Source organism: Mesorhizobium sp. Root695, assembly GCF_001428185.1.
In the GTDB taxonomy this organism is placed as follows: Bacteria; Pseudomonadota; Alphaproteobacteria; order Rhizobiales; family Rhizobiaceae; genus Mesorhizobium.
The window spans coordinates 169,659-191,130 of record NZ_LMHO01000006.1; the positions used below are offsets into that span (position 1 = coordinate 169,659).

The following is a 21,472-nucleotide window of genomic DNA, read 5'->3' on the forward strand; positions in this document are numbered from 1 at the left end:
CAGTCAATCGGGAGGAAAGATCATGAGCCACACCATCAACCACCTTCGCAAGTTGCGTCTCCAGCGCAGCGAGCTCGCGGTTCCAGGATCGAATCCTGAGATGATCGACAAGGCAGCCAACAGCGCCGCCGACTTCGTCTTTCTCGATATCGAGGATGCGGTCGCCCCGCCCGACAAGGAGAGGGCGCGCAAGAATATAATCCAGGCACTGAACGACATCGACTGGCGCGCCAAGGGCAAGACCGTTTCGGTGCGCATCAACGGCCTCGACACGCATTATATGTATCGTGACGTGGTGGACGTGATGGAACAGGCCGGCGACCGCTTGGACACGATCCTGGTACCGAAAGTCGGCGTCCCGGCCGATCTGTACATGGTCGAGGCCATGGTCAACCAAATCGAAATGGCCAAAGGCTTTCGGACGCGTGTCGGTCTTGAGGCATTGATCGAGACGGCGCTCGGCATGGCCAATGTCGAGGCGATCGCTGCTTTTCCGGGACGACTGGAGGCAATGCATTTCGGCGTCGCCGACTATGCCGCAAGCTGCAAGGCACGCACCGTCAACATCGGCGGGCTGAACCCCGATTACCCCGGCGACCAGTGGCACGCGGCCTTGTCGCGCATGACGGTTGCCTGCCGGGCCTATGGTCTGCGCGCCATCGACGGTCCGTTCGGTGATTTCTCCGATCCCGACGGCTACATGGCGGCCGCCCGGCGCGCCGCAGCCCTGGGCATCGAAGGCAAGTGGGCGATCCATCCCTCCCAGATCGAGCTTGCCAACGATGTGTTCTCGCCGCCTGAGAAGGAAGTCACCCGCGCCCGCCGGATCATAGAGGTGCTCAAGGAAGCGGAAGAGCAGGGCAAGGGCGCCGCGGCGCTGGACGGCAAGATGATCGACGCTGCGTCGGAACGCATGGCGCGCAACGTCCTGGTGACGCACGAGGCCATCGAGCGGTCGGCTCAGCCGCGCACTGCCGCACACGTCTGAAGAGGAACTCGACATGGACATTCACGAATATCAGGCGAAGGAACTTCTCTCGCGCTATTCCGTCCACATTCCCCGCGGCGGTCTGGCCTATAGCCCCGAGCAGGCGACATACCGTGCCAGCGAGATCGGCGGCGGCAAATGGGTGGTCAAGGCGCAGATCCATTCCGGTGCGCGCGGCAAGGCTGGCGGCATCCGCATCTGTAAGTCCGACCAGGAAGTGTGCAATGCGGCCGAGGCAATGCTGGGCAGAAAGCTGGTGACGCACCAGACCGGGCCGCGCGGCAAGCTGGTGTCGCGGCTCTATATCGAAGAGACCGTCGACATCCGCCAGGAAATCTATCTCGCCTTTGTCCTCGATCGTAAGGCCGAGCGGGTGATGATCGTCGCCTCTGCCTCAGGCGGCATGGAGATCGAAGAGATCGCGGAAAAGCAGCCTGATTCAATCATTCGCGCGACCGTCGACCCTGGCGCGGGCATGCAGCAGTATCAGGCGCGCGAGATCGCCTTCGGGCTTGGTCTCGAGAGCAACCTGATTGGCAAGGCGACCGAAACGCTGCTTGGTTGCTACCGCGTGTTTCGCGACTATGACGCCTCGATGCTCGAGATTAATCCACTCGTTATTACGCGTGACGGCAATCTGATGGCTCTGGACGCCAAGATGTCGTTCGACGAGAACGCGCTGTTCCGCCGCCCAGAAATCTCCGAATTGCGCGACAAGTCGCAGGAGGATCCGCGCGAAACCTTCGCCAGCGACCGCGGCCTGTCCTATGTCGGCCTCGACGGCAACATCGGATGCATCATCAACGGCGCCGGGTTGGCCATGGCAACGATGGACATGATCAAGATTGCCGGAGGCGAACCGGCCAACTTCCTGGACATCGGTGGCGGCGCCTCGCCCGAGCGGGTTGCGAAATCGTTCCGCGCGGTTTTGGGCGACAAGAATGTCGAGACCATCCTCGTCAACATCTTCGCCGGCATCAACCGCTGTGACTGGGTGGCCGAAGGCGTCATCAAGGCGATCCGTGAGGTCGGCGTCAACGTTCCGCTCGTGGTGCGGCTGGCCGGCACCAATGTCGAAGAAGGCAAACGCATCCTCGCCGAATCCGGTGAGGACGTGATCGTCGCAGACACGTTGGCCGAGGCCGCCGAAAAGGCGGTTGCTGCGTGGCAAGCGGCTACTATGAAAAAAGCAGGCTGACGGGAGGAAAATATGGCAATTCTGCTCAATCGGAACACCCGTGTCCTCGTGCAGGGCTTTACCGGCAAGATCGGCAGCTTCCATGCCGAGGATATGAAACGCTACGGCACCAAGGTGGTTGGAGGTGTCACCCCGGGCAAGGGCGGACAGACCCATCTCGGCGTTCCGGTCTTCAACACCATGAAGGGTGCGGTGCGCGAAACCGGAGCCGATGCGAGCATCGTCTTCGTGCCGCCACCCTTCGCCGCCGACTCGATCATGGAGGCAGCGGATGCCGGCATCAAGTTCTGCGTCTGCATTACCGACGGCATTCCCTCGCAGGACATGATGCACGTTAAGCGCTACATGCGGCGCTATCGCTTCGAAGACCGCATGAAGTTGATCGGGCCGAACTGTGCGGGCATCATCACGCCAGGGCAGGCGTTGATGGGCATCATGCCGGGCAACATCTATCTGCCCGGCCGGGTCGGCATCGTCGGACGTTCTGGCACGCTTGGCTATGAGGCTGCCTCGCAGATGAAAGCGCTCGGCATCGGCGTGTCGACCAGCGTTGGCATCGGCGGGGATCCGATCAATGGGTCGTCCTTCAAGGACATGCTGGAACTATTCCAGGGGGACGAAGACACCGATGCGGTGGTGATGATCGGCGAAATCGGCGGACCGCAGGAAGCTGAAGCGGCGGAGTGGGCCAAGTGGAACATGAAGAAGCCGCTGATCGCCTACATTGCCGGTCTCTCGGCGCCGAAGGGCAAGCGGATGGGCCATGCCGGCGCGATCATCTCTGCCTTTGGCGAGTCGGCCCAGGAGAAGGTCGAAATCCTGCGCGAGGCCGGCGTTGTCATCGTGCCGACGCCGGCCGCATTCGGACCGACGGTCGCCGGTGTGCTCGCAGAACACAAGAAAGCGGCGTAATCCCCGGCTTCCGCCCAATCAGGGTCAGCGCTGGCCGCTGACCCGCCTTCAATCAGCAGGGAATCTCATGAAGCCGCGCATAATTGTGACCCGGCGTTGGCCGGCCGTCGTCGAGCGAATCCTTGCGGAGCGGTTCGACACCACTTTGAACGCCAGCGACATCCCGTTGACACCAACGCAACTCAAGGCAGCGTTCCTGAATTTCGACGCCGTCTTGCCCACTGTTAGCGACAAGCTTCCCGCCTCGGTCTTTCCCAATGAGGACCCGCGCACCAAGCTGATCGCCAATTTCGGCGTGGGCTTCAGCCACATCGACTTGGAAGCCTCTCGGCGACGTGGCATCGCCGTGACCAACACACCGGGCGTATTGACCGACTGCACGGCCGACATTGCCATGAGCCTGCTGCTTGCCGTCGCCCGACGCACGGGCGAGGGCGAGCGGCAATTGCGGGCCGGCCAATGGGCAGGATGGTGCCCGACCCACATGATTGGAACCAGGCTTTCCGGAAAGACGCTGGGCATCATCGGCATGGGCCGCATCGGCAAGGCAGTGGCCAATCGCGCCCATTTCGGCTTCGACATGAAGATCGTCTTCTTCAACCGCTCACCGGTCGATGACGACGAGGTCCGGGCGATGGGAGCAACCCAATTGCCGACCATCGAGGGCATACTGGCGCAATCGGACTTCGTATCGCTGCATTGCCCCGGCGGAGTTGAAAATCGCCACCTGATCGACGCCAGGCGCATCGGCGCAATGAAGCGCAGCGCGTTCCTGATCAATACGGCGCGTGGCGACGTGGTCGATCAGGGTGCGCTCATCGACGCGCTCGAAAACCGCTCCATTGCGGGCGCGGGACTGGACGTCTTCGCCGAAGAGCCTTTGGTTCCCGAACGGCTGATGCGGTTGGAAAACGTGGTGCTGCTTCCGCATCTCGGCTCGGCGACCGAAGAAACACGCGTTGCGATGGGGATGAAGGCGGTGGAGAATCTAACCGCCTTCTTCGAAGGCCGTCCTGCGCCGGATAAGGTAGCCTGAAAATGATCACCCAATCCGCCAGCCTGCTCAAGTCTCTGCGGCAGGAAGCGGTGGCGCTTTTTCGCGAGGGCGTGGCCGCGGCCAATCCCGAGCAGGCGATGGCGGCTGCACTCATCAAACGCAGGGCGATGATCGAGCAAGCGTCGCGGATCGTTCTGGTCGCGTTCGGCAAGGCGGCTTGTCCGATGGCACAGGCCGCCATGCCTTTTGTCCGGGGCAGGCTGCTGACAGCTATCGCGCTCACCAACCACGAGAATTTGGAACCGATTGATGGCGTCGAGGTGATCGCAGGCGGACACCCGATCCCCGACGAAGGCAGCATTGCCGGCGCAGCCGCAATCGAAGACGCGGTTTCGCGCGCGCAAGACGGCGATCTGGTTCTCGTGCTGGTTAGCGGCGGTGGTTCGGCCCTGCTGTGCGCGCCGCCAGCCGGCGTGGAGCTCGCCGACAAGATTGCCCTTAATAATGCGCTGATCCGCTGCGGGGCGGATATCAGCGAGATCAACGCCGTCAGGCCGATTTTCTCCCGTCTCAAGGGTGGTCAGATGACCCGCCTTGCCGGGAAGGCCCGGGTGCTGTCGCTCATCCTGTCCGATGTTCCTGGCGACGATATCGCCACGATCGCCAGCGGCCCGACTGCCTGGCCGCGCAACTCCGCGTCCCGGGCGCTTGAGGTGCTCGACAAATACGGGCTGTGGCAGAACCTGCCGGACGCCCTCAAGCGCCGGCTTGAGCAGATGGGAGCCAGCCCTGATGCGACCGCCATTGACTTCGACAATGTCGAGAACATCGTCATCGGAAGCAATGCGATCAGCGTGCGAGCGGTGATTGGCAAGGCCGAAGCCAAATTCGGTTCGGTTTTCCACGCGAGCGATTGGCTTGAGGGCAATGTGCTCGACGCTGCTGCGGAGCTTCATCGCATCGCGCGCATTGCCGCGGAACGCAATGGGCCGGTCGCCGTGGTCTGCGGCGGCGAAACGACGGTCAAGGTGAAAGGCAACGGCAAGGGCGGGCGGAACCAGGAACTGGCCATGTGCTTCGCCCTGCTGAACGAACTTAAACCTATCGACAGACAGTGGGTGTTTCTCAGCGGTGGAACCGACGGTCTCGACGGTCCCACCGACGCTGCAGGCGGCATCGTCGACGCGGGTTCACCGGACTGGATGCGACAACTGGGCCATGATCCGGTCTGCAGCCTTGAGAACAACGATTCCTACCACGCACTCGCCTGTTCGGGTGATCTGCTGATCACTGGCGCCACCGGCACGAATGTTGCCGACATCCAAATCGTGCTGATGCGATAGCTAAGCTTATCCGAGGTTTTGGCAGTGCACCATTTTCTCCCGACTCTAAGAAGGCAAGATGGATCAGGTTTTTGACGGCAGCGCCACCAAAACGGGGCAATCCGTCGAGCAATCGAAGATGTTGACGCTTCGATTTCTGCGCTTAAACCCTGGACGAAAGCCAGCTCTCGCCGGGGCTGACGGCATCGGAGAAGCAAAATGAACGACGTGTCAGCGAGCGAAAAACAGGATCCCCTGATCGGCGGGAGTCGGGTTGCTCCTCTTTCGGACCGTAACTTCGAGACGCTCAAGCCCCTCATCGTACTTGCGGCCGAGACCGACATCGAAGACGTCGACGCCGCCGTTTGCTCCGCCCGCGGCGCAAATCGGCGATCATCTTCTGACGCCGACCTCGACGCGGCGATGAAGGCGTCGTCGTCCAGCCTATTTCAGATGCGGGTTAGTCGACTCTTAGGTAACCGTCTAGCAATATCTCGATCGAGCAACCGCACAAAACTCTTAGTCTTCATGGAGCATCTCGGCGTTCCGGCAGCGGCTCAACCAGGAAGAGTCGCAAAATGTCCGGCCACGGAACATCTCTGCGGGCAATCATCTCTGAAGGCGGCTTCGACATCGGATATGGAGATCGCCACATGAATGCACCTGACAAGCCCGCAACGTTTAAGGTTGGAGGCTGCCGGACCGAGGCGAATCTTACCGTCGGTGAGCTGGCGTCGCACCCTGGAGAGCACGAACCGATCAGCTTTATCGTGTTGCTGTTTCCGGGCTTCTCGCAACTGTGCTTGTCGTCGCTGATTGACCCGCTGCGTCTTGCCAACTCGCTTTCTAGCAGAACCCTATTCCGATGGCAGGTAGTGAGCCTTGACGGTGAATCTGTCGAGAGCGCCAGCGGCATATCGGTTGAAGTAGCCGGCAGCTTCGACGAGCGCCAAAAATCCTTGTTGCTCGAACGGCGCCGCACTTTGATGATATTCGCGGGAGATGGAGTGAAGCATCACACCACTGATAACCTACGCGCGTTCTTACGACGTTGCGTTCGCAGCCACGTTCCAATTTACGCTCTTGGCACCGCGACTTGGCTTCTTGCCGACGCTGGAGTGCTGAGCGAAGTCAGATGCACTGTTCATTGGGACACGAAGGCAGCCTTGTCAGAAACCTTCAACGGCCTCGCTGTCGACGACGCGCTGTTCGTCCGCGATGGACATATCGTTACTTGTGCCGGTGGGCTTTCGGCTTTCGATCTCGCTATGGTCCTCGTCGAAGAGAGGTCCGGTGCTGAGCTGGTGCGCAGTATCTGCCAGCATGTAATAGCTGACCGCTCGCGTGACGGCGCCAGCTTCCAATCAGCACCGCCCGGCTTGCGTTATGCAAATGCCGGCAAAAAGCTGTTGCCCGTCATCCATATCATGGAAACGCATGTTGATGATCCGATGCCGCTCGAAGAGGTCGCGCGACGCGGGTCAGTGTCGCGTCGCCAAATGGAACGCCTGTTCGTTCAGCATCTTTCGATGACGCCGCGGCGGTATTATCTCTCGCTTCGGTTATTGAAAGCGCGGCAATTGATCGAACTGACGGCCATGCCCGTAATGGACGTAGCGGTCGCCTGTGGGTTCATCTCCTCGTCGCATTTCTCAAAGTGCTTCCGCGATCAATTCAAGTTGCCCCCAAGCCAGCTACGAAAATATAGCACCGATTGAGGCGCAGCGGAGCCTTATAGGCATGGCTAAGCCGGATCGATGCCGCGAATGGCAACGTCTCCCAGTCGAGCGTCTCACTTGAGACGACGCTTCCCTTGGAGGAATGGCTAAATGGAGGGCAGATCAACCGCCTGACGGCCCTCAAACGATCATGTACAGACGAGCCGGCGCCGATCTCCTCGCTGCTGACTCATGTCCTCGATGACCATACAAATTGAGGAAGACCCTGATTAACTGCCACCAGATAAGTCTGTGTTGAAAGCGAGGATGCCGAGGTGTCCGCAGCTTCCGGCGTACCTTCGATTGGCTAAGATTGCGAGGAGGGCGTGTCCCTGACCTCGGGATCCGAACCCGATTAATGGCGAATCGCGCATAGCCACCCGTTTGAAGTTCCGGCGACCTTCACAGTATGGCATCCGGGCTTCCGTGCGGAAATCTATTTGTCGCGGCTATAGCGCAACAAGGGCTGTTCTGCCGGGGGTACCTCGCGTCACAATAAGTCTTGACAGAAACCGGGAGAAGAAAATAAGAAAGGGGATGCAGCGGGCTAGCTGCATCGGAATTGGGGTATTTGAAGCCCCCGACTGGCGCGATGGCGCCGTCGGGGGCTTTTTTGTTTTTGCGCACTGGCGAGGAGAAGCTAGCGATGAAGAAGACTCCGTTTTACGAAAGCGGCCTTGAGTATGGGGCCAAAATGATCGAGGCATTCGGCTATTTCCTGCCCTGGGAGTACAGCGTCGGACATTCCCGCGAACACTCGGCTACTCGCGAGAGCGTTTCACTTTGTGATCTGGATTATATGGGCGAATTCGTGATCGAAGGGCCGGATGCGCTTCGGTTGATCCAGATGCTCGCGACGAACGACTATTCCAAGAAGACGATGGGCTCCGTGCAATACACCGCGATGTGTGACGAAGACGGTCAGATGATCGACGACTGCACGATCTGGTGCCTGGACAAAAGCAAGTACATGATCATCAGTGGTTCGGAAGACGACTACGCCTGGATTTGCAAGCAGGCGAAGTCGTACGACGTGACCACCACCAACGTGACCGACGAGCATACAACGCTTGCGCTGCAGGGGCCGAAGGCGAATCGCGTGCTGCAGCCTCTGATAGACATCGATCTGTCCACCATAGGCTACTACCGCTTCAGACCGGCAAAGATTTCTGGCATCGAATGCATCATTGCGCGCATGGGCTACACGGGTGAAGCCGGTTTCGAACTGCATTTCGCGTCGAGTGAAGGGCCGACCGTTTGGAACCTGGTGATGAAGGCTGGCAAGGCCTACGACATTGTTCCATGTGGCCAGGCCGCTCTGGAGAGCCTCCGTCAGGAAGCCGGATATCTTTTGGTCGGCAAGGACCATGATCGTCGCACCAATCCCTTCGAAGCCGGCATCGGCTTTGCAGTGAAGTTTGGAAAAGAGGATTTCATAGGCAAGGCGGCCTTGCAGCGAATTGTCCGCGAAGGGGTAACCCGCCGGATGGTGTGGCTCGACATTCCGTCCGGTGACGTGGCTGAAACCGGCGACAAGATAGTTGTCGGCGACCTCGAGATCGGAATTGTCACCAGCGGATCCTTTTCGCCGACCAGAAAGCGCGGAACCGCAATGGCTTATGTCAATCCCGCGCACGCCGTTCCGAGCCTGGACGTTGCGGTCGTGCTGAAGAATGCCAAACGAGCGGATGCGAAGTTGTCAGTGATGCCGCTGTATGATCCCGGCGACACCCGCACCAAGACCTTTGCCTAATCTAGGCTTTGAAAGCTTCCCCGTCAGCCGGGGAAGCTTTCAGCCGGCATTGTTTCCGACCAACTGGAGAAGCCCTATGACTAGATCGCTTCTGATGACTGCATCTCGCTTGCAACCGCAGCGGCTCAGGTTCATCCCGGAACCGGCCGCGAAGATGGGCTTGCTCCCGTTCTCTCTCATCCGCTTTGCGGCTAGGACTATGTCCTGGTCATCGTGCCGCGCGCCCAGTAGGACATCTATTTGGAGGTGGTTTCAGCTGGCTCCTGCCGTTGCCGAAATGCACGTTGATGGCAGCGGCACCGGCTCCGCGCTGCGTTTCGTGCTCACGACGGCATCGCTCAACGCCGCAGGGATGGCGCCTGGCGCGGACACCGCTGCAATTGGCGGCTCGCCGCTTGTCAGACTGACCGGTGGGATCGTCGCCGGTTTGGGGCTGGGCATTTCGGCCGGCCTCGTCTGATCTCAACCGCGAGCCGAGGGATATCGGCCGCAAATTTGCTTCGTCAAAGCAGGCCGAATCGCTTGGCAAAAGCCGGTTGGCTGACGCTTGTGCATGGCTGCGTCTGGCCCATTACGATCACGCTTTTGATGGCGAATAGGCTGGCCCGTCTTCCGCGCGGCAGGTCAGCGGTCGCCACGTCTTTGAACCCATCTCGATCCGGCACTGCCGGGATCGAACACTGTTCCGGAGGGAAACATGGCCGAAATAAAGTCCGACATCGAGATCGCGCGCAGCGCCAGAAAGAAGCAGATCCAGGAAATCGGCCAGAAGATCGGCATTCCGAGCGAGCATCTTTTGCCTTACGGCCACGACAAGGCGAAGATCTCGGCTGAATTCATCAAGTCGGTAAAGGGCAACAAGGACGGCAAGCTGATCCTCGTCACCGCCATCAACCCGACGCCGGCCGGCGAAGGCAAGACCACGACGACGGTGGGCCTAGGCGACGGTTTGAACCGCATCGGCAAGAAGGCGATCGTCTGTATCCGCGAGGCCTCGCTTGGACCGAATTTCGGCATGAAAGGCGGCGCCGCCGGCGGCGGCTATGCGCAGGTCGTGCCGATGGAGGACATGAACCTCCACTTCACCGGCGACTTCCACGCCATCACCACGGCGCATAACCTTCTGTCGGCGCTGATCGACAACCACATCTACTGGGGCAATGAGCTCGGCATCGACACCCGCCGCGTGGTGTGGCGCCGCGTCATGGACATGAACGACCGCGCGCTTCGCGAAATCATCTGCTCGCTCGGCGGCGTCGCCAACGGTTTCCCGCGTGAGGCCGGCTTCGACATCACCGTCGCGTCGGAAGTCATGGCGATTCTGTGCCTTTCGACCGACCTCAAGGATCTGGAAAAGCGCCTCGGCGACATCATCGTCGCCTACCGCCGCGACAAGTCGCCGGTCTATGCCCGCGACCTCAAGGCCGATGGCGCTATGGCCGTGTTGCTCAAGGACGCCATGCAGCCCAATCTGGTGCAGACGCTGGAGAACAGCCCGGCCTTCGTGCATGGCGGCCCGTTCGCCAACATCGCGCATGGCTGCAACTCGGTCGTCGCCACCACGACGGCGCTGAAACTTGCCGACTACGTCGTCACCGAAGCCGGCTTCGGCGCCGATCTGGGCGCGGAAAAGTTCTTCGACATCAAGTGCCGCATGGCGGGCCTGAAGCCGGCGGCCGCCGTCATCGTCGCCACCGTGCGCGCCATGAAGATGAATGGCGGCGTCAAGAAGGAAGACCTCGGCAAGGAAAACGTCGAGGCGGTGAAGAAGGGCTGCGCTAATCTCGGCCGCCACATCGAGAACATCCGCCAGTTCGGCGTGCCGGCGGTCGTGGCCATCAACCACTTCTATTCCGACACCGACGCTGAAATCCAGGCGATGAAGGACTATGTCGCCTCGATGGGCGAAGAAGCCATCCTGTGCAAGCACTGGGCCCATGGCTCGGCCGGCATCGAGGATCTCGCCAACAAGGTGGTGGCGCTGGCCGAATCCGGCGCCTCGCAGTTCGCGCCGCTCTATCCTNAAGCACTGGGCCCATGGCTCGGCCGGCATCGAGGATCTCGCCAACAAGGTGGTGGCGCTGGCCGAATCCGGCGCCTCGCAGTTCGCGCCGCTCTATCCTGACGCCATGCCGCTGTTCGAGAAGATCAACACCATCGTCCAGCGCATCTATCGCGGCTCCGAGGCGATCGCCGACAAGTCGGTGCGCGACCAGTTGAAGGCCTGGGAAGAAGCCGGCTATGGTCACCTGCCGGTCTGCATGGCCAAGACGCAGTACTCCTTCTCGACCGACCCGAACCTGCGCGGCGCGCCGACCGGCCACACCGTGCCGGTGCGCGAGGTCAGGCTGTCTGCCGGCGCCGGTTTCGTCGTCGTCATCTGCGGCGAGATCATGACCATGCCCGGTCTGCCCTCGAAGCCATCCTCGGAAAACATCTACCTCAACGACAACGGCGACATCGAAGGCCTTAGCTGAGCAGGGCAGGCCGAAGGAGTTTAAATATGTCAAAGATAAACGATGGCACTGCGGTTGCAGCGGATGTGCTTGCAAAGCTCAAAGTAGTCGCCCAGCAGCTGACCAGGGAAACCGGTGTGGTTCCGGGTATCGCTGTGGTCATAGTAAGCCAAGATCCGGCCAGTCAGGTCTATGTCGCGCCCGAAGGCAAGAAAGCCGAGGAGTGCGGGTTCCATTCGACGGAGCATGCGCTGCCGACCCACATGACCGAGGACGAGTTGGTCGCGCTAGTCGAAAAGCTCAATGCTGATCTTGGGATCCATGGGATCCTGGTACAGTTACCCCTGCGGGACCACATCGATTTCGGTCGCATCATCCAGACGATCGCGCCGGAGAAGGATGTCGACGGGTTCCACTTCATCAATGTAGGCAAGCTCGGCACGGGCCAACTCGACACCGCCTTCGTGCCCTGCACGCCGGCCGGATCGATGGTTCTTATCGAGCGCGTGCATGGCCGTGATATGTCGGGCTTCAACGCTGTAGTGGTCGGACGCTCTAAAATTGTCGGCAAGCCGATGGCCAATCTCCTGCTGCACGCCAACGCCACCGTGACCATCGCCCACAGCCGCACTAAGACCTTTCCGAAGCTGTGCAGAAGCGCCGACATCCCTGTTGCGGCTGTTGGTGGACCTGAAATGATCAAAGCGGACTGGGTCAAGCCCGGGGCGACCGTGATCGACGTCGGTATCAACCGTATTTCCGGCGGCGGCAACGGCAAAGCCCGCCTGGTCGGGGACGTGGCTTTTGAAGAAGCCGCCCCAAAGGCAGGCGCCATAACGCCCGTCCCCGGCGGCGTAGGACCGATGACGATTGCGCTGCTGATGGCCAACACTTTGACCACGCCCTTCCGTGCAGCCGGCCGGGCGTTTGCTCTCGAAGCTTGCAGTTGATCGATGCACGGCGGCGGCCTCGAAAAGTCGACATGGCCGAAAAGGCTGCTCATTGCCGAGCGCAATCAGCTAGTGATCTCGGCGTTGCGCGATATCATCAGCCGCGACGAACGTTTCGACTTCGCAGCCGGCGTCCAGAGCGGCAAGGCGTTTCTGAAAGCAGTTGAGGAGACGCAGACGGCCTTTGACATCGCAATCGTCGGCTGGAAGCTATCCGACATGAACGCTGGCGAACTACTGATCGAACTTCGGCGTCTGCAGTTCGCGATGCGCGTGGTCATCTTCTGCAATGATCACGACATAAGCATTCTGAAGCGGTGTGTACGCCTCGGTGCCCACGGCTTCTGCTATCAATTCGAAGATCCCAGCGTTCTGTTCGACACGGTTGCCGCAGTCGCAAACGGCCGCATCTGCATACCTTTCATGGATGTCTCCAAAATCAACGAAACGCCGTTGTCATGCCTAACGACGCGCGAACTGGAATTGCTCACTGTACTCACCAATGGCTGGACCAATCAACAGATTGCGGCCAGGACTGGCATTTCGGAGAACACGGTCAAGTACCATCTGAAAAATTTGTACGATAAGCTCGACGTCCGCAATCGGGCAATGGCGGTTGCGCTGTTTCTCACCGATGGGAAACATTAAGCGTACAAGCCCTGCGTTCAGGTGGCGTTTCTCACGCGACCAAGTGGTAAGCCGAGCTTCGGGTCTCGCCGCTGGCATGGCTCAACGTCAGGCAGTAGAAAACCGCAGCGAACAGCCTCTGATTCAAGGCCGGCGATGGAGATCCCGGTCCAGACCACATGCACCTGGAAGGCAGGGATGTCCTGGGCCAAGCCGGTCCGGATAGCGGCCCAATGTTGGGAAACTTCGCCACGACGTGTTTATAGGACCGTTGCTTGCTGCGTCATGTCTCTATTATATATATGTCGGCGACGCGGGCTCATATCGGCCCACCTCATTGCTCCGGTATGAGGATTGCGCCTCAACACACGCGATCCTTCAAAACAGACCCTAACCCGCAAACCGGCGCGCCATCGTCCACATCAGGCTCTTCGTTCAACCGGAGCGTCGCTGCGCGAGCCGCGCCCTGGGTATGCTAGGCCCGCTGTGGTTTCCCGTGAAGTGACGCAGCCTCGAATACTAATCGTTGACGCCGTTTTGAATATGTGCCATCATTTTAATGGTGGCGGGACAGCCACCCTTAGACCACGTGCCACGCTCAGGACAATTGCCTCGACGCGCGGATTTGTTGGTTAAACATCCATCTCAAAATTGTTGACACCACTACGCTAGGCTGACGGTTGCCGTCTGCTCAACGGATGGATGTCGTTGGCACTTTGAGAGGGCAAAAATCACAAAGGGGAACTTAAATGAAAGAATCGATGCAGAAGATTTCAGTGTTGCTTGCCATAACTGCCCTGTGGGCCGGGAGCGCAGTTGCGGAAGACCATCCGATCGTGTTGGGGATTCCTGTCGGCTTGAGCGGCGCAAACAGCGTCGTGGCCCCGTCTGTCATTCAGGCGACCGAACTTGCAGTCTCCGAAATCAATGATACCGGCGGGTTGCTGAACAGAAAGCTGGTTGTAGAGGTGGCCGACGACGCGTCCGGCGCGGCCGGAGCCCAGAAGGCCTACGACTCCCTTGTCTTTCAAAAGAAGGTCGACGCGATCATTGCAATGGAAACGACGGCAGCCCGCAACGCCGGCCTGCCAATCATCACGCGGGGGCAGATTCCGTACATCTACACCTCCTTCTACGAAGGAGCCTCCTGCAACAAATATCAGCACATCGACGCCTGGGTGCCGCAGCAGATGGTTTCCCTCATGGTTGATTACTTCATGAAGGATCATCGCGCAAAGACGTTCTTCCTGGTTGGCAGCGACTACGCCTTTGGCCGGGGACTTCTTGGCGATACGAACAAGTACATCGCCGAGAAGGGCGGAACGCTCGTCGGAGAAGAATACAACCCAATGGATGCGACGGATTGGACGGCGATCGTCAGCAAGATCCGCGCGACTAACCCGGACGCCATCATCACCTCGACTGCCGCCGGTGCGCCAAACGTGACGTTCACGAAGCAGTTGCGGTCGGCCGGCATCACCGCCAACTATGGCAGCTACGCGCTCGATGAAGGTACCGCTAAGACGCTTGGACCCGACGCCGAAGGGATTTATCTCGGCGGCACATACTACACCGGTATCGAATCGGAGAAGAATGCGCAGTTCCTGAAAGCCCTGCATGCGAAATTCGGGGAAAAGACCGAAACGCCGAATGAACTGTCCGTGCCGCAATACGATGCCGTTCATCTCTACGCCCTGGCGGTTAAGAAGGCCGGGACGACGGACACGGATGCGGTTGTGAAGGCTCTGAGCGAAGTGACTTTCGACGGTCCCCGCGGTCCGGTGCAGATGTCGAAACAGCGCCATGCTCCGCTGACGATGTATCTCGCACAGGTCAATGCTCAGGGCGACACCAAGATCATCGGATCCTACGCCAACGTGGATCCGGGCGAGCAATGCCCCAAACTGTGACCAGAATAGGCGGCGCATTCCGCCGCCTGACTCTGTTGACCAATAAAATAGTGCCGATGCTGTGGTTCGCCAGATGCGGTGATGAACGAACCTCGCCGTTCGTCTGGGATCAATACAGCACGCCACAGAGGAAATCTCGGAGACTTAGATGGTTCCGGTACTACTTGATATCATAACAACGGCAGCAATCTTATACATCGTATCGTCAGGATTGCTTCTTGTGTTCGGCGTCATGAAGCTCATTAACTTCGCGCATGGTGGATTGATGACGATCGGCGGCTATGCTGCCGTCATCGCCACTGCGATGGGGCTAAATCCCTGGATTGGCATACCCTTGGCGGCGATTTTCGGTGGAATTGTCGGGCTTGGCATGGAACGTGTCGTGGTGCGCTCGTTATACAATCGCCCCCTCGATGCCATTTTGGCCACCTGGGGCCTGAGCATCATCATCGGGCAGATCATCACCCTTGTCTTTGATCGCGGCGTTCATTTTGCCGAGCCTCCGATCAGAGGCGTCATCAGCATCCTTGGTGAGCCCTACTCAACCTATCGGCTAATCCTGACGGCCCTTGCATTGCTGCTCGGCCTCGGCTTGACGGCTGCGCTTCGGGGCACATCGCTAGGCCTTTCCACGCGCGCGGTCATCATGAACGAGGACCTTGCGCGGGGACTCGGCATCAACAGCGGCCTCGTCCGCTCCATCACGTTCACGCTCGGCTCCGGTTTGGCGGCGGTGGCGGGAGCTCTGATAACGCCGCTGTCCAGCGTCGATCCAAACATGGGCGTTGCCTGGCTAATCAGCGCCTTCATGCTCGTGCTGGTTTCGGGGTCCTCCCTTTTTAGCCTAGGCGTCGCGAGCGTTGTTCTGGGCGGCGCCCAAGTCGTCGTGAGCAACTATTTCGGTTCGGTTCTCGGCGGCATGACGATTGCTGTTCTGGCCGCTGTCATACTCCGCATCCGTCCCCAGGGGTTTTCCTATGAGTAACGCAAACGTAAATGAATTGGGAAGCAGTTCCCTTCAACGACCCCAGGTCCGCCCGCTGACAAGGATGATGATTGTCGCCTCGATCGCTCTGATCGGCGTTGGTGCTGCGCCATTTTTCATGGATGCGTATTCCATAAACGTGCTCGTGAGGTCAATGATCTATGCAGCAATCGCGCTGTCGGTCGACATCCTCTGGGGCTACCTCGGAGTCCTGACTTTCGGTCAGTCGGCATTCTTCGCGGTCGGCGCCTACGCAACGGCATTGGTCTTCACCTATGGCGGCTTTTCGGCTGAATATGCGTTCGCCGCTCTCCTGATCGGCATCGCGGTCGCGGTCGCGCTCGCCGGATTGGTGGCATTCCTGGCTTTCTGGCATGGCGCGTCGGCGCTCTATGCGTCGGTAATCACTCTCGTCTTGCCGATCATCGTCACGCAGCTTCTGTTTTCCGGTGGAACCTATACCGGCTCGAGCAGCGGCCTGACCGGCTTCGACACCATTCCCCTCAGCTCTGAGGCGTGGTTCTGGGCCGTCGGGGTCTGGCTGGTCGTGCTAACGACAGTGGCCTGGATGTACACGCGCAGCGACGCTGGACGGCTTTTGACCGCGATCCGGGAAAACGAGCAACGGTGCAAGTATCTCGGCTTGAACACCTCCAATATCAAGGCAGTGATCTTTTTGATCTGTGCCGCAATCGGCGCCATAGCCGGCTGGATGTACGCCAACTATACGATGGTGGTTGCCCCCGAAATCGCCGGCTTCACGTTCGGAACTGAGCTACTGATCTGGGTCGCCCTGGGCGGGCGTGGCACGCTGTTCGGTCCCGTGATTGGAACGATCATCATCGACTACGCCAGTGCGCACCTGCAAGGCGATTTTCCCTTCGTGTGGAAGCTTGCTATCGGAATTGTCTTTGTTTCGGTCATCGTGGCCCTGCCGCGCGGGATCCTGCCGTTAATTTCGAATGCCGCCAACTGGTTTCGCGATCGCATCGGCATAGCCCAGCCGCAGCAACACTCTCAGCTGCAACTGCGCCAGGCGAGTAGGAGCGGTCGCAACAACATTGGGGTTGAGTCCCGTGGACCGGCGCTTGTCGTGAGTGGGGTCGAGAAGCGGTTCGGCAGCCTGGAGGTCCTGTCGGGCATCGACTTCGAAGCCACCTATGGCGAGATCGTCAGTCTCGTGGGACCCAACGGTGCGGGCAAGACGACCCTGATGACCTGCATCGCCGACGGCTCAAAGCGCAGCGGCGGCACGATTTCAATCGCTGGCCACGACATCGCTCATCGTCCGCCTGAAGAGTGCGTGCGTCTTGGTGTCGGCCGCAAGTTCCAGATGGCCAACGTCTTCGACAGCTTGACAGTCGGCGAGTGCCTCCAGATAGCCCGGGCGCGCCTCGATCCCTTGTCTAAGTGGCAGAAATCCGGAGTTTGCAACCTTCCGCCTTCCGCCATGCACGTCGTCCGGGCCACGGGTCTGCACAGCGATCTCAACGTACCTGCTCAAGTGCTGTCGCACGGAAAGAAGCAAGCGCTCGAACTGGCAATGGTGTTGGCTCTCGAGCCTAAGGTCGTCCTTCTGGATGAGCCCACGGCCGGTCTCACCAAGTCTGAACGCACGCTGATCGGAACGATCCTGACGGAACTCGCCAGAACGGAGCAACTCTGCATTCTGCTCGTGGAGCACGACCTGGATTTCGTCCGCGAGATTTCTTCACGGGTGATCGTTCTGCACCAAGGCCGGATTGTTCTTAACGGCTCGGTTGATGAGGTCGTGAATTCCGAGCTCGTCAAATCAGTCTATGCCGGGTCCGGGCACTGAGGAGGATTACATCATGACGGAAGCAGTGCTTGCTGTGAATGGTCTCAGCAGCGGATATGGACAGGCGACCGTAATACGGAACCTGGACTTGGAGATTGGCCGCGGCGAAATCGTCGCTATGGTCGGCAAGAACGGCATGGGAAAGAGTACGCTTCTCAAGTCGATCATGGGGTATTTGCCGAAGTTTTCAGGCTCCGTGTCGATGGCGCAGCATGCCATCAGCGACTGCCGGCCCCATCAGATTGCCCGGCTTGGCGTGGCTTATGTGCCGCAGGAAAAAGCGTTATTTCAAGACCTTACGGTCGACGAAAACATTCGCTTGGCGATGCGTGGCTCGGCAAGCTGGGACGAGACAAAGGCGACGATTGCCCGTTGCTTCCCGTTTCTCCTCCAGCGGTTGCAGCAAAAAGCCGGCACGCTCAGTGGCGGCGAACAGAAGATGCTGCTGATGGCACGCTCCCTCTCAGTCGGGGCCAAGGTGCTCCTGATCGACGAGATAAGCGAAGGCATGCAGCCTTCAATCATCTCCAATCTGGTGAAAATTATCAAGACGGAGAGGGATCGCTCGGGCCTCGGCGTTCTGCTGGTTGAACAGAACATTCCGTTCACACGCGCCGTTTCCGATAGATACGTCCTCCTGGATAAGGGCGAAATATCGGGGTCCGGAAACACACGCGACCCGGATACGCACGAAAAGATCGTGGCCCACATAAGCCTCTGATCATTTCCGGAAAAAGGCTTCGAACTGGCAAGGGCATCTCGTGTATCTGACCAACAGGGAAAGCGACAGACTTCTAATTTTCGCGGCGGCGGGGATGGCTCGTCGTCGCCTGGCCGAAGGAATACGGCTGAACTTGCCGGAGGCCAGAGCGGTAATAGCCGATGCCATCCACGAAGGGGCCAGAAGAGGGAGTTCGGTCTCGGAATTGATGGCGTTGGGTCGTACCGTATTGCAACCCAAGGACGTTCAGCCGGGCGTCGTGCCGCTTCTGGAAATGCTAATGGTCGAGCCGATGTTTCCGGACGGTCAAAAGCTCGTTTGTGTCCACGACCCCATCGGCCTGCCGCAGGATAGCGAGGAGGAGGACAAACCAGGCGGCTATCGCCTGGCGAAAGAAGGAATAGAGATTAATGTCGGTCGTGCGACAACGCGTGTGGTCGTTCGCAACTTTGGCGACCGTCCCATTCAGATCGGCTCGCATTTCCACTTCTTCGAAGTAAACCCCGAGCTGGAATTTGACCGGGCCGTAGCCTTTGGCTTTCGTCTCGACATTCCGGCGGGAACAACGGTCCGGTTCGAGCCGGGGGACGAGAAGACAGTCGACCTTGTCGCCATCGGCGGCGAGCGGCGCGTAGAAGGACTTAACAACCTGACCGATGGTGACCTGGACAACCCGGAGGTGAAGCGCAGGGCGGTTGCACGCGCAGCAGCCGAAGGGTTCAGGGGAGCTAACCATGGCTAAGATGCTGTCGCGCCGTCAATATGTCGAACTGTACGGGCCCACAACGGGAGACCGGGTCCGTCTCGGGGACACGGATCTCTGGGCGGAAGTCGAGCAGGATCTCCTGGTCCGGGGCGACGAACTCGTCTTCGGGGCGGGAAAAACCTTAAGAGTGGGCACCGGCTGTCATGGCCACATCACTGCGGCAGATGGTGCACTCGACCTGGTGATAACGAATGCTACCATCATCGATCCGGTCCTCGGAATTATCAAAGCCGACATAGGGATCAAGGACGGCCTGATCGCGGGGATTGGCAAGGCCGGCGACCCTCGCATTATGGACGGCGTGAACCCGAAACTGATTGTTGGAACCAACACAGACGTTCGCGCAGCGGAGGGCCTGATCGTTACCGCGGGCGGCCTTGACTGCCACGTCCATTTCATCGACCCTGGCCAGTGCGAAGAGGCGCTGGCCAGTGGTATCACCACCCTGTTCGGCGGTGGGCTTGGGGCCACCACCGTTCCGATCGCCTCCACCGGTACTGTGAACCTCGGACATATGCTCCAGGCAGCCGAGGCGTTCCCGCTCAATTTCGGTTTCTTGGGAAAGGCGGCCTCGGACAGCCCTAAGCCCCTGATAGAGCAGCTGGAGGCAGGGGCCGCAGGGCTGAAGATTCACGAGGATTGGGGCGCCACAACGGCCGCGATCCATTCGGCGCTTGTGGCTGCTGACGAGATGGACGTGCAGATCCAGTTGCACACTGACACGCTCAACGAGTTTGGGTTCCTCGAGCGGACCTTGAAAGCAATCGACGGGCGCACCATTCACGCATACCACGTCGAAGGTGCCGGCGGGGGGCATGCCCCCGACATCATCAAAGTGTGCGGCTTCGAGAACGTCCTGCCTTCGTCGACTAACCCGACTAATCCATACACCGTCAATACATTCGACGAGCATTTCGACATGGCGATGGTCAGCCATCACCTCAATCCAAGATTGCCGGAGGATATTGCCTTCGCCGAATCTCGGATCCGCCACGAAACCATCGCCGCCGAAGGTGTGCTCCACGATATTGGCGCCATTAGCGCCATAGGGTCGGACTCCCAGGGGATGGGACGCATTGCCGAAACCATCGCCCGCACCTGGCAGACCGCATCAGGCATGAAGGCCCAGCGCGGAGCCCTCCCAGAAGACGTCGGCAGCGGCAACGACAACACCCGGATCAAGCGATTCATCGCTAAATACACCATCAATCCGGCGCGCATGTTCGGCGTGGATAAATATGTCGGCTCCCTCGAACCGGGCAAACTGGCCGATCTCGTGCTCTGGAAGCCAGGGCTGTTCGGCGTCAAGCCGGAGGCCGTCTTCAAGTCAGGCTTCCCGGTGATGGCCGTGATGGGTGAGGCAAACGCCTCTCTTTACTGCTGCGAGCCCCTGCGCTACCGACCGCAATGGGGCTGGTTCGGACGCGCTGCCCCGTCGCTTTCGATGCGTTTCATGTCCCAGCGGGCCATCGATCTGAATATTGCCGGAAAGCTGGACCTGCGAGCACGTTGCGTGTCGGTGTCAGGAACACGAAAGCTTTCCAAGCGAGACATGCTCTGGAACGACAAAGTTCCGGAGATAACGGTAGATCCGGAAACCTACAGAGTGGAAGTTGACGGTGAGCACTGCACGTCACTTCCGGTCAGCAGGGTGCCGCTTGGTGCCCTTTATACGTTGAAATAGGAGAGTTTCATGTCCGCAAAGGCCGTCCGTATCGGCATCGGTGGTCCGGTGGGCTCCGGGAAGACAAGGCTAATCGAGCGTCTCCTGCCCCTTATCCATGAGGCGGGACTGAAGGTTGCGGTCATCACCAACGACCTCGTGACTCTGGAGGACGCGATTCGGGTCAAGGCGAGCGGTCTCATCGAAGAGACTCTTGTCATCGGCGTTGAAACCGGCGCGTGCCCTCATACCGCGATCCGCGAGGATCCTTCGGTCAACATTCAGGCCGCTGACACGTTGGAACGCGACAACCCGCTTGATCTGATCCTTATCGAGAGCGGGGGGGACAATCTGGCGGCGACATTCTCCTCCGAACTCGTCGACTATTGGATTTTCGTAATCGACTGCGCTGCAGGCGACGACATACCGCGCAAGCGGGGGCTTGGAATGCTCCAGGCCGATCTCCTTGTCGTCAACAAAGTCGACCTCGCTCCGCATGTGGGCGCTGATTTGAACCGCATCCGCCACGACGTTCAGGTCAACCGCCCTCATAAGGCGACCATCTACACTAATTTGCGGGCTCCGGAGGGTGCTTCGGAGGTCTTTACCACTATAAAAAGGGATGCCTTGTTCGGCTGTGCGGTTCATTGATTGGGCATGACACGCTCGTCTGGCCTACTCGACCTG

20 protein-coding genes and 1 pseudogene are annotated in these 21,472 nt (G+C 59.6%); all 21 read left to right on the forward strand.

Features of this window, described 5'->3' with window-relative positions; genetic code table 11:
• The first annotated feature begins 22 nt into the window (after nt 1–22).
• Nucleotides 23–988 carry an HpcH/HpaI aldolase/citrate lyase family protein gene (locus ASD99_RS08535; protein ID WP_057143312.1) on the forward strand — a complete coding sequence of 322 codons (966 nt, stop codon included), beginning with the start codon at nt 23–25 and terminating at the stop codon, nt 986–988.
• A 13-nt stretch (nt 989–1,001) separates the two neighbouring features.
• Complete coding sequence (locus tag ASD99_RS08540; protein WP_057143313.1) at nt 1,002–2,186, forward strand: malate--CoA ligase subunit beta; 1,185 nt, start codon at nt 1,002–1,004, stop codon at nt 2,184–2,186.
• Nucleotides 2,187–2,198: 12 nt separating this feature from the next.
• Nucleotides 2,199–3,098: a succinate--CoA ligase subunit alpha gene (gene sucD, locus ASD99_RS08545; protein ID WP_057143314.1), complete on the forward strand. Its 900-nt coding sequence runs from the start codon at nt 2,199–2,201 to the stop codon at nt 3,096–3,098.
• Between the two features lie 67 nt (nt 3,099–3,165).
• Nucleotides 3,166–4,134 (forward strand): 2-hydroxyacid dehydrogenase, encoded by a 969-nt coding sequence (locus ASD99_RS08550; RefSeq protein WP_057143315.1) that lies wholly within the window; start codon nt 3,166–3,168, stop codon nt 4,132–4,134.
• Between the two features lie 2 nt (nt 4,135–4,136).
• Nucleotides 4,137–5,438 carry a glycerate kinase gene (locus tag ASD99_RS08555; RefSeq protein WP_057143316.1) on the forward strand — a complete coding sequence of 434 codons (1,302 nt, stop codon included), beginning with the start codon at nt 4,137–4,139 and terminating at the stop codon, nt 5,436–5,438.
• A gap of 58 nt (nt 5,439–5,496) precedes the next feature.
• A complete protein-coding gene (locus tag ASD99_RS33190) occupies nt 5,497–5,640 on the forward strand; it encodes a hypothetical protein (protein ID WP_156388951.1) in 144 nt (47 codons plus the stop codon).
• Nucleotides 5,637–6,074 (forward strand): hypothetical protein, encoded by a 438-nt coding sequence (locus ASD99_RS33195; RefSeq protein WP_057143317.1) that lies wholly within the window; start codon nt 5,637–5,639, stop codon nt 6,072–6,074. Before ASD99_RS33190 ends, ASD99_RS33195 begins: the two co-directional genes overlap by 4 nt.
• Nucleotides 6,071–7,135: a GlxA family transcriptional regulator gene (locus ASD99_RS08565; protein ID WP_057143318.1), complete on the forward strand. Its 1,065-nt coding sequence runs from the start codon at nt 6,071–6,073 to the stop codon at nt 7,133–7,135. The genes ASD99_RS33195 and ASD99_RS08565 overlap by 4 nt, the downstream gene beginning before the upstream one ends.
• Nucleotides 7,136–7,781: 646 nt before the next feature.
• Complete coding sequence (gene gcvT, locus ASD99_RS08570; RefSeq protein WP_162256683.1) at nt 7,782–8,888, forward strand: glycine cleavage system aminomethyltransferase GcvT; 1,107 nt, start codon at nt 7,782–7,784, stop codon at nt 8,886–8,888.
• Between the two features lie 277 nt (nt 8,889–9,165).
• Nucleotides 9,166–9,348: a hypothetical protein gene (locus tag ASD99_RS08575; protein WP_057143320.1), complete on the forward strand. Its 183-nt coding sequence runs from the start codon at nt 9,166–9,168 to the stop codon at nt 9,346–9,348.
• 237 nt (nt 9,349–9,585) lie between these two features.
• Nucleotides 9,586–10,911, forward strand: a 1,326-nt coding sequence (locus ASD99_RS08580) for a formate--tetrahydrofolate ligase (RefSeq protein WP_244497666.1), incomplete at its 3' end; no start/stop codon positions are given.
• Between the two features lies 1 nt (nt 10,912).
• Nucleotides 10,913–11,365: pseudogene (locus ASD99_RS34610) on the forward strand (formate--tetrahydrofolate ligase); the annotation flags it as partial.
• A 26-nt stretch (nt 11,366–11,391) separates the two neighbouring features.
• Nucleotides 11,392–12,294 (forward strand): bifunctional methylenetetrahydrofolate dehydrogenase/methenyltetrahydrofolate cyclohydrolase FolD, encoded by a 903-nt coding sequence (gene folD / locus ASD99_RS08585; protein WP_057143321.1) that lies wholly within the window; start codon nt 11,392–11,394, stop codon nt 12,292–12,294.
• 3 nt (nt 12,295–12,297) lie between these two features.
• Entirely contained in the window at nt 12,298–12,942 is a 645-nt protein-coding gene (locus ASD99_RS08590) for a response regulator transcription factor (RefSeq protein WP_057143322.1), read from the forward strand.
• 728 nt (nt 12,943–13,670) lie between these two features.
• Nucleotides 13,671–14,831: a substrate-binding protein gene (locus tag ASD99_RS08595; RefSeq protein WP_057143323.1), complete on the forward strand. Its 1,161-nt coding sequence runs from the start codon at nt 13,671–13,673 to the stop codon at nt 14,829–14,831.
• A 148-nt stretch (nt 14,832–14,979) separates the two neighbouring features.
• A complete protein-coding gene (locus ASD99_RS08600) occupies nt 14,980–15,816 on the forward strand; it encodes a branched-chain amino acid ABC transporter permease (protein WP_057143324.1) in 837 nt (278 codons plus the stop codon).
• Between the two features lie 64 nt (nt 15,817–15,880).
• Entirely contained in the window at nt 15,881–17,635 is a 1,755-nt protein-coding gene (locus ASD99_RS08605) for an ABC transporter permease subunit (RefSeq protein ID WP_244497668.1), read from the forward strand.
• Between the two features lie 13 nt (nt 17,636–17,648).
• Nucleotides 17,649–18,356, forward strand: coding sequence for an ABC transporter ATP-binding protein (locus tag ASD99_RS08610; protein WP_057143343.1), 708 nt, complete (start codon nt 17,649–17,651; stop codon nt 18,354–18,356).
• Between the two features lie 40 nt (nt 18,357–18,396).
• Nucleotides 18,397–19,098, forward strand: a complete 702-nt coding sequence (gene ureB, locus ASD99_RS08615) for an urease subunit beta (protein WP_057143326.1) — start codon at nt 18,397–18,399, stop codon at nt 19,096–19,098.
• Nucleotides 19,091–20,806, forward strand: coding sequence for an urease subunit alpha (gene ureC, locus ASD99_RS08620; protein WP_057143327.1), 1,716 nt, complete (start codon nt 19,091–19,093; stop codon nt 20,804–20,806). Before ureB ends, ureC begins: the two co-directional genes overlap by 8 nt.
• A gap of 9 nt (nt 20,807–20,815) precedes the next feature.
• Nucleotides 20,816–21,436: an urease accessory protein UreG gene (gene ureG, locus ASD99_RS08625; RefSeq protein ID WP_057143328.1), complete on the forward strand. Its 621-nt coding sequence runs from the start codon at nt 20,816–20,818 to the stop codon at nt 21,434–21,436.
• The last annotated feature ends 36 nt before the right edge of the window (nt 21,437–21,472 follow it).

What these genes read in the sequence shown, in the direction of transcription:
- ASD99_RS08535 (WP_057143312.1), top strand. Translation starts at nt 23, where the DNA reads ATGAGCCACACCATCAACCACCTTCGCAAGTTGCGTCTCCAGCGCAGC.
- ASD99_RS08540 (WP_057143313.1), top strand. Translation starts at nt 1,002, where the DNA reads ATGGACATTCACGAATATCAGGCGAAGGAACTTCTCTCGCGCTATTCC.
- sucD (WP_057143314.1), top strand. Translation starts at nt 2,199, where the DNA reads ATGGCAATTCTGCTCAATCGGAACACCCGTGTCCTCGTGCAGGGCTTT.
- ASD99_RS08550 (WP_057143315.1), top strand. Translation starts at nt 3,166, where the DNA reads ATGAAGCCGCGCATAATTGTGACCCGGCGTTGGCCGGCCGTCGTCGAG.
- ASD99_RS08555 (WP_057143316.1), top strand. Translation starts at nt 4,137, where the DNA reads ATGATCACCCAATCCGCCAGCCTGCTCAAGTCTCTGCGGCAGGAAGCG.
- ASD99_RS33190 (WP_156388951.1), top strand. Translation starts at nt 5,497, where the DNA reads ATGGATCAGGTTTTTGACGGCAGCGCCACCAAAACGGGGCAATCCGTC.
- ASD99_RS33195 (WP_057143317.1), top strand. Translation starts at nt 5,637, where the DNA reads ATGAACGACGTGTCAGCGAGCGAAAAACAGGATCCCCTGATCGGCGGG.
- ASD99_RS08565 (WP_057143318.1), top strand. Translation starts at nt 6,071, where the DNA reads ATGAATGCACCTGACAAGCCCGCAACGTTTAAGGTTGGAGGCTGCCGG.
- gcvT (WP_162256683.1), top strand. Translation starts at nt 7,782, where the DNA reads ATGAAGAAGACTCCGTTTTACGAAAGCGGCCTTGAGTATGGGGCCAAA.
- ASD99_RS08575 (WP_057143320.1), top strand. Translation starts at nt 9,166, where the DNA reads ATGCACGTTGATGGCAGCGGCACCGGCTCCGCGCTGCGTTTCGTGCTC.
- folD (WP_057143321.1), top strand. Translation starts at nt 11,392, where the DNA reads ATGTCAAAGATAAACGATGGCACTGCGGTTGCAGCGGATGTGCTTGCA.
- ASD99_RS08590 (WP_057143322.1), top strand. Translation starts at nt 12,298, where the DNA reads ATGCACGGCGGCGGCCTCGAAAAGTCGACATGGCCGAAAAGGCTGCTC.
- ASD99_RS08595 (WP_057143323.1), top strand. Translation starts at nt 13,671, where the DNA reads ATGAAAGAATCGATGCAGAAGATTTCAGTGTTGCTTGCCATAACTGCC.
- ASD99_RS08600 (WP_057143324.1), top strand. Translation starts at nt 14,980, where the DNA reads ATGGTTCCGGTACTACTTGATATCATAACAACGGCAGCAATCTTATAC.
- ASD99_RS08605 (WP_244497668.1), top strand. Translation starts at nt 15,881, where the DNA reads ATGATGATTGTCGCCTCGATCGCTCTGATCGGCGTTGGTGCTGCGCCA.
- ASD99_RS08610 (WP_057143343.1), top strand. Translation starts at nt 17,649, where the DNA reads ATGACGGAAGCAGTGCTTGCTGTGAATGGTCTCAGCAGCGGATATGGA.
- ureC (WP_057143327.1), top strand. Translation starts at nt 19,091, where the DNA reads ATGGCTAAGATGCTGTCGCGCCGTCAATATGTCGAACTGTACGGGCCC.
- ureG (WP_057143328.1), top strand. Translation starts at nt 20,816, where the DNA reads ATGTCCGCAAAGGCCGTCCGTATCGGCATCGGTGGTCCGGTGGGCTCC.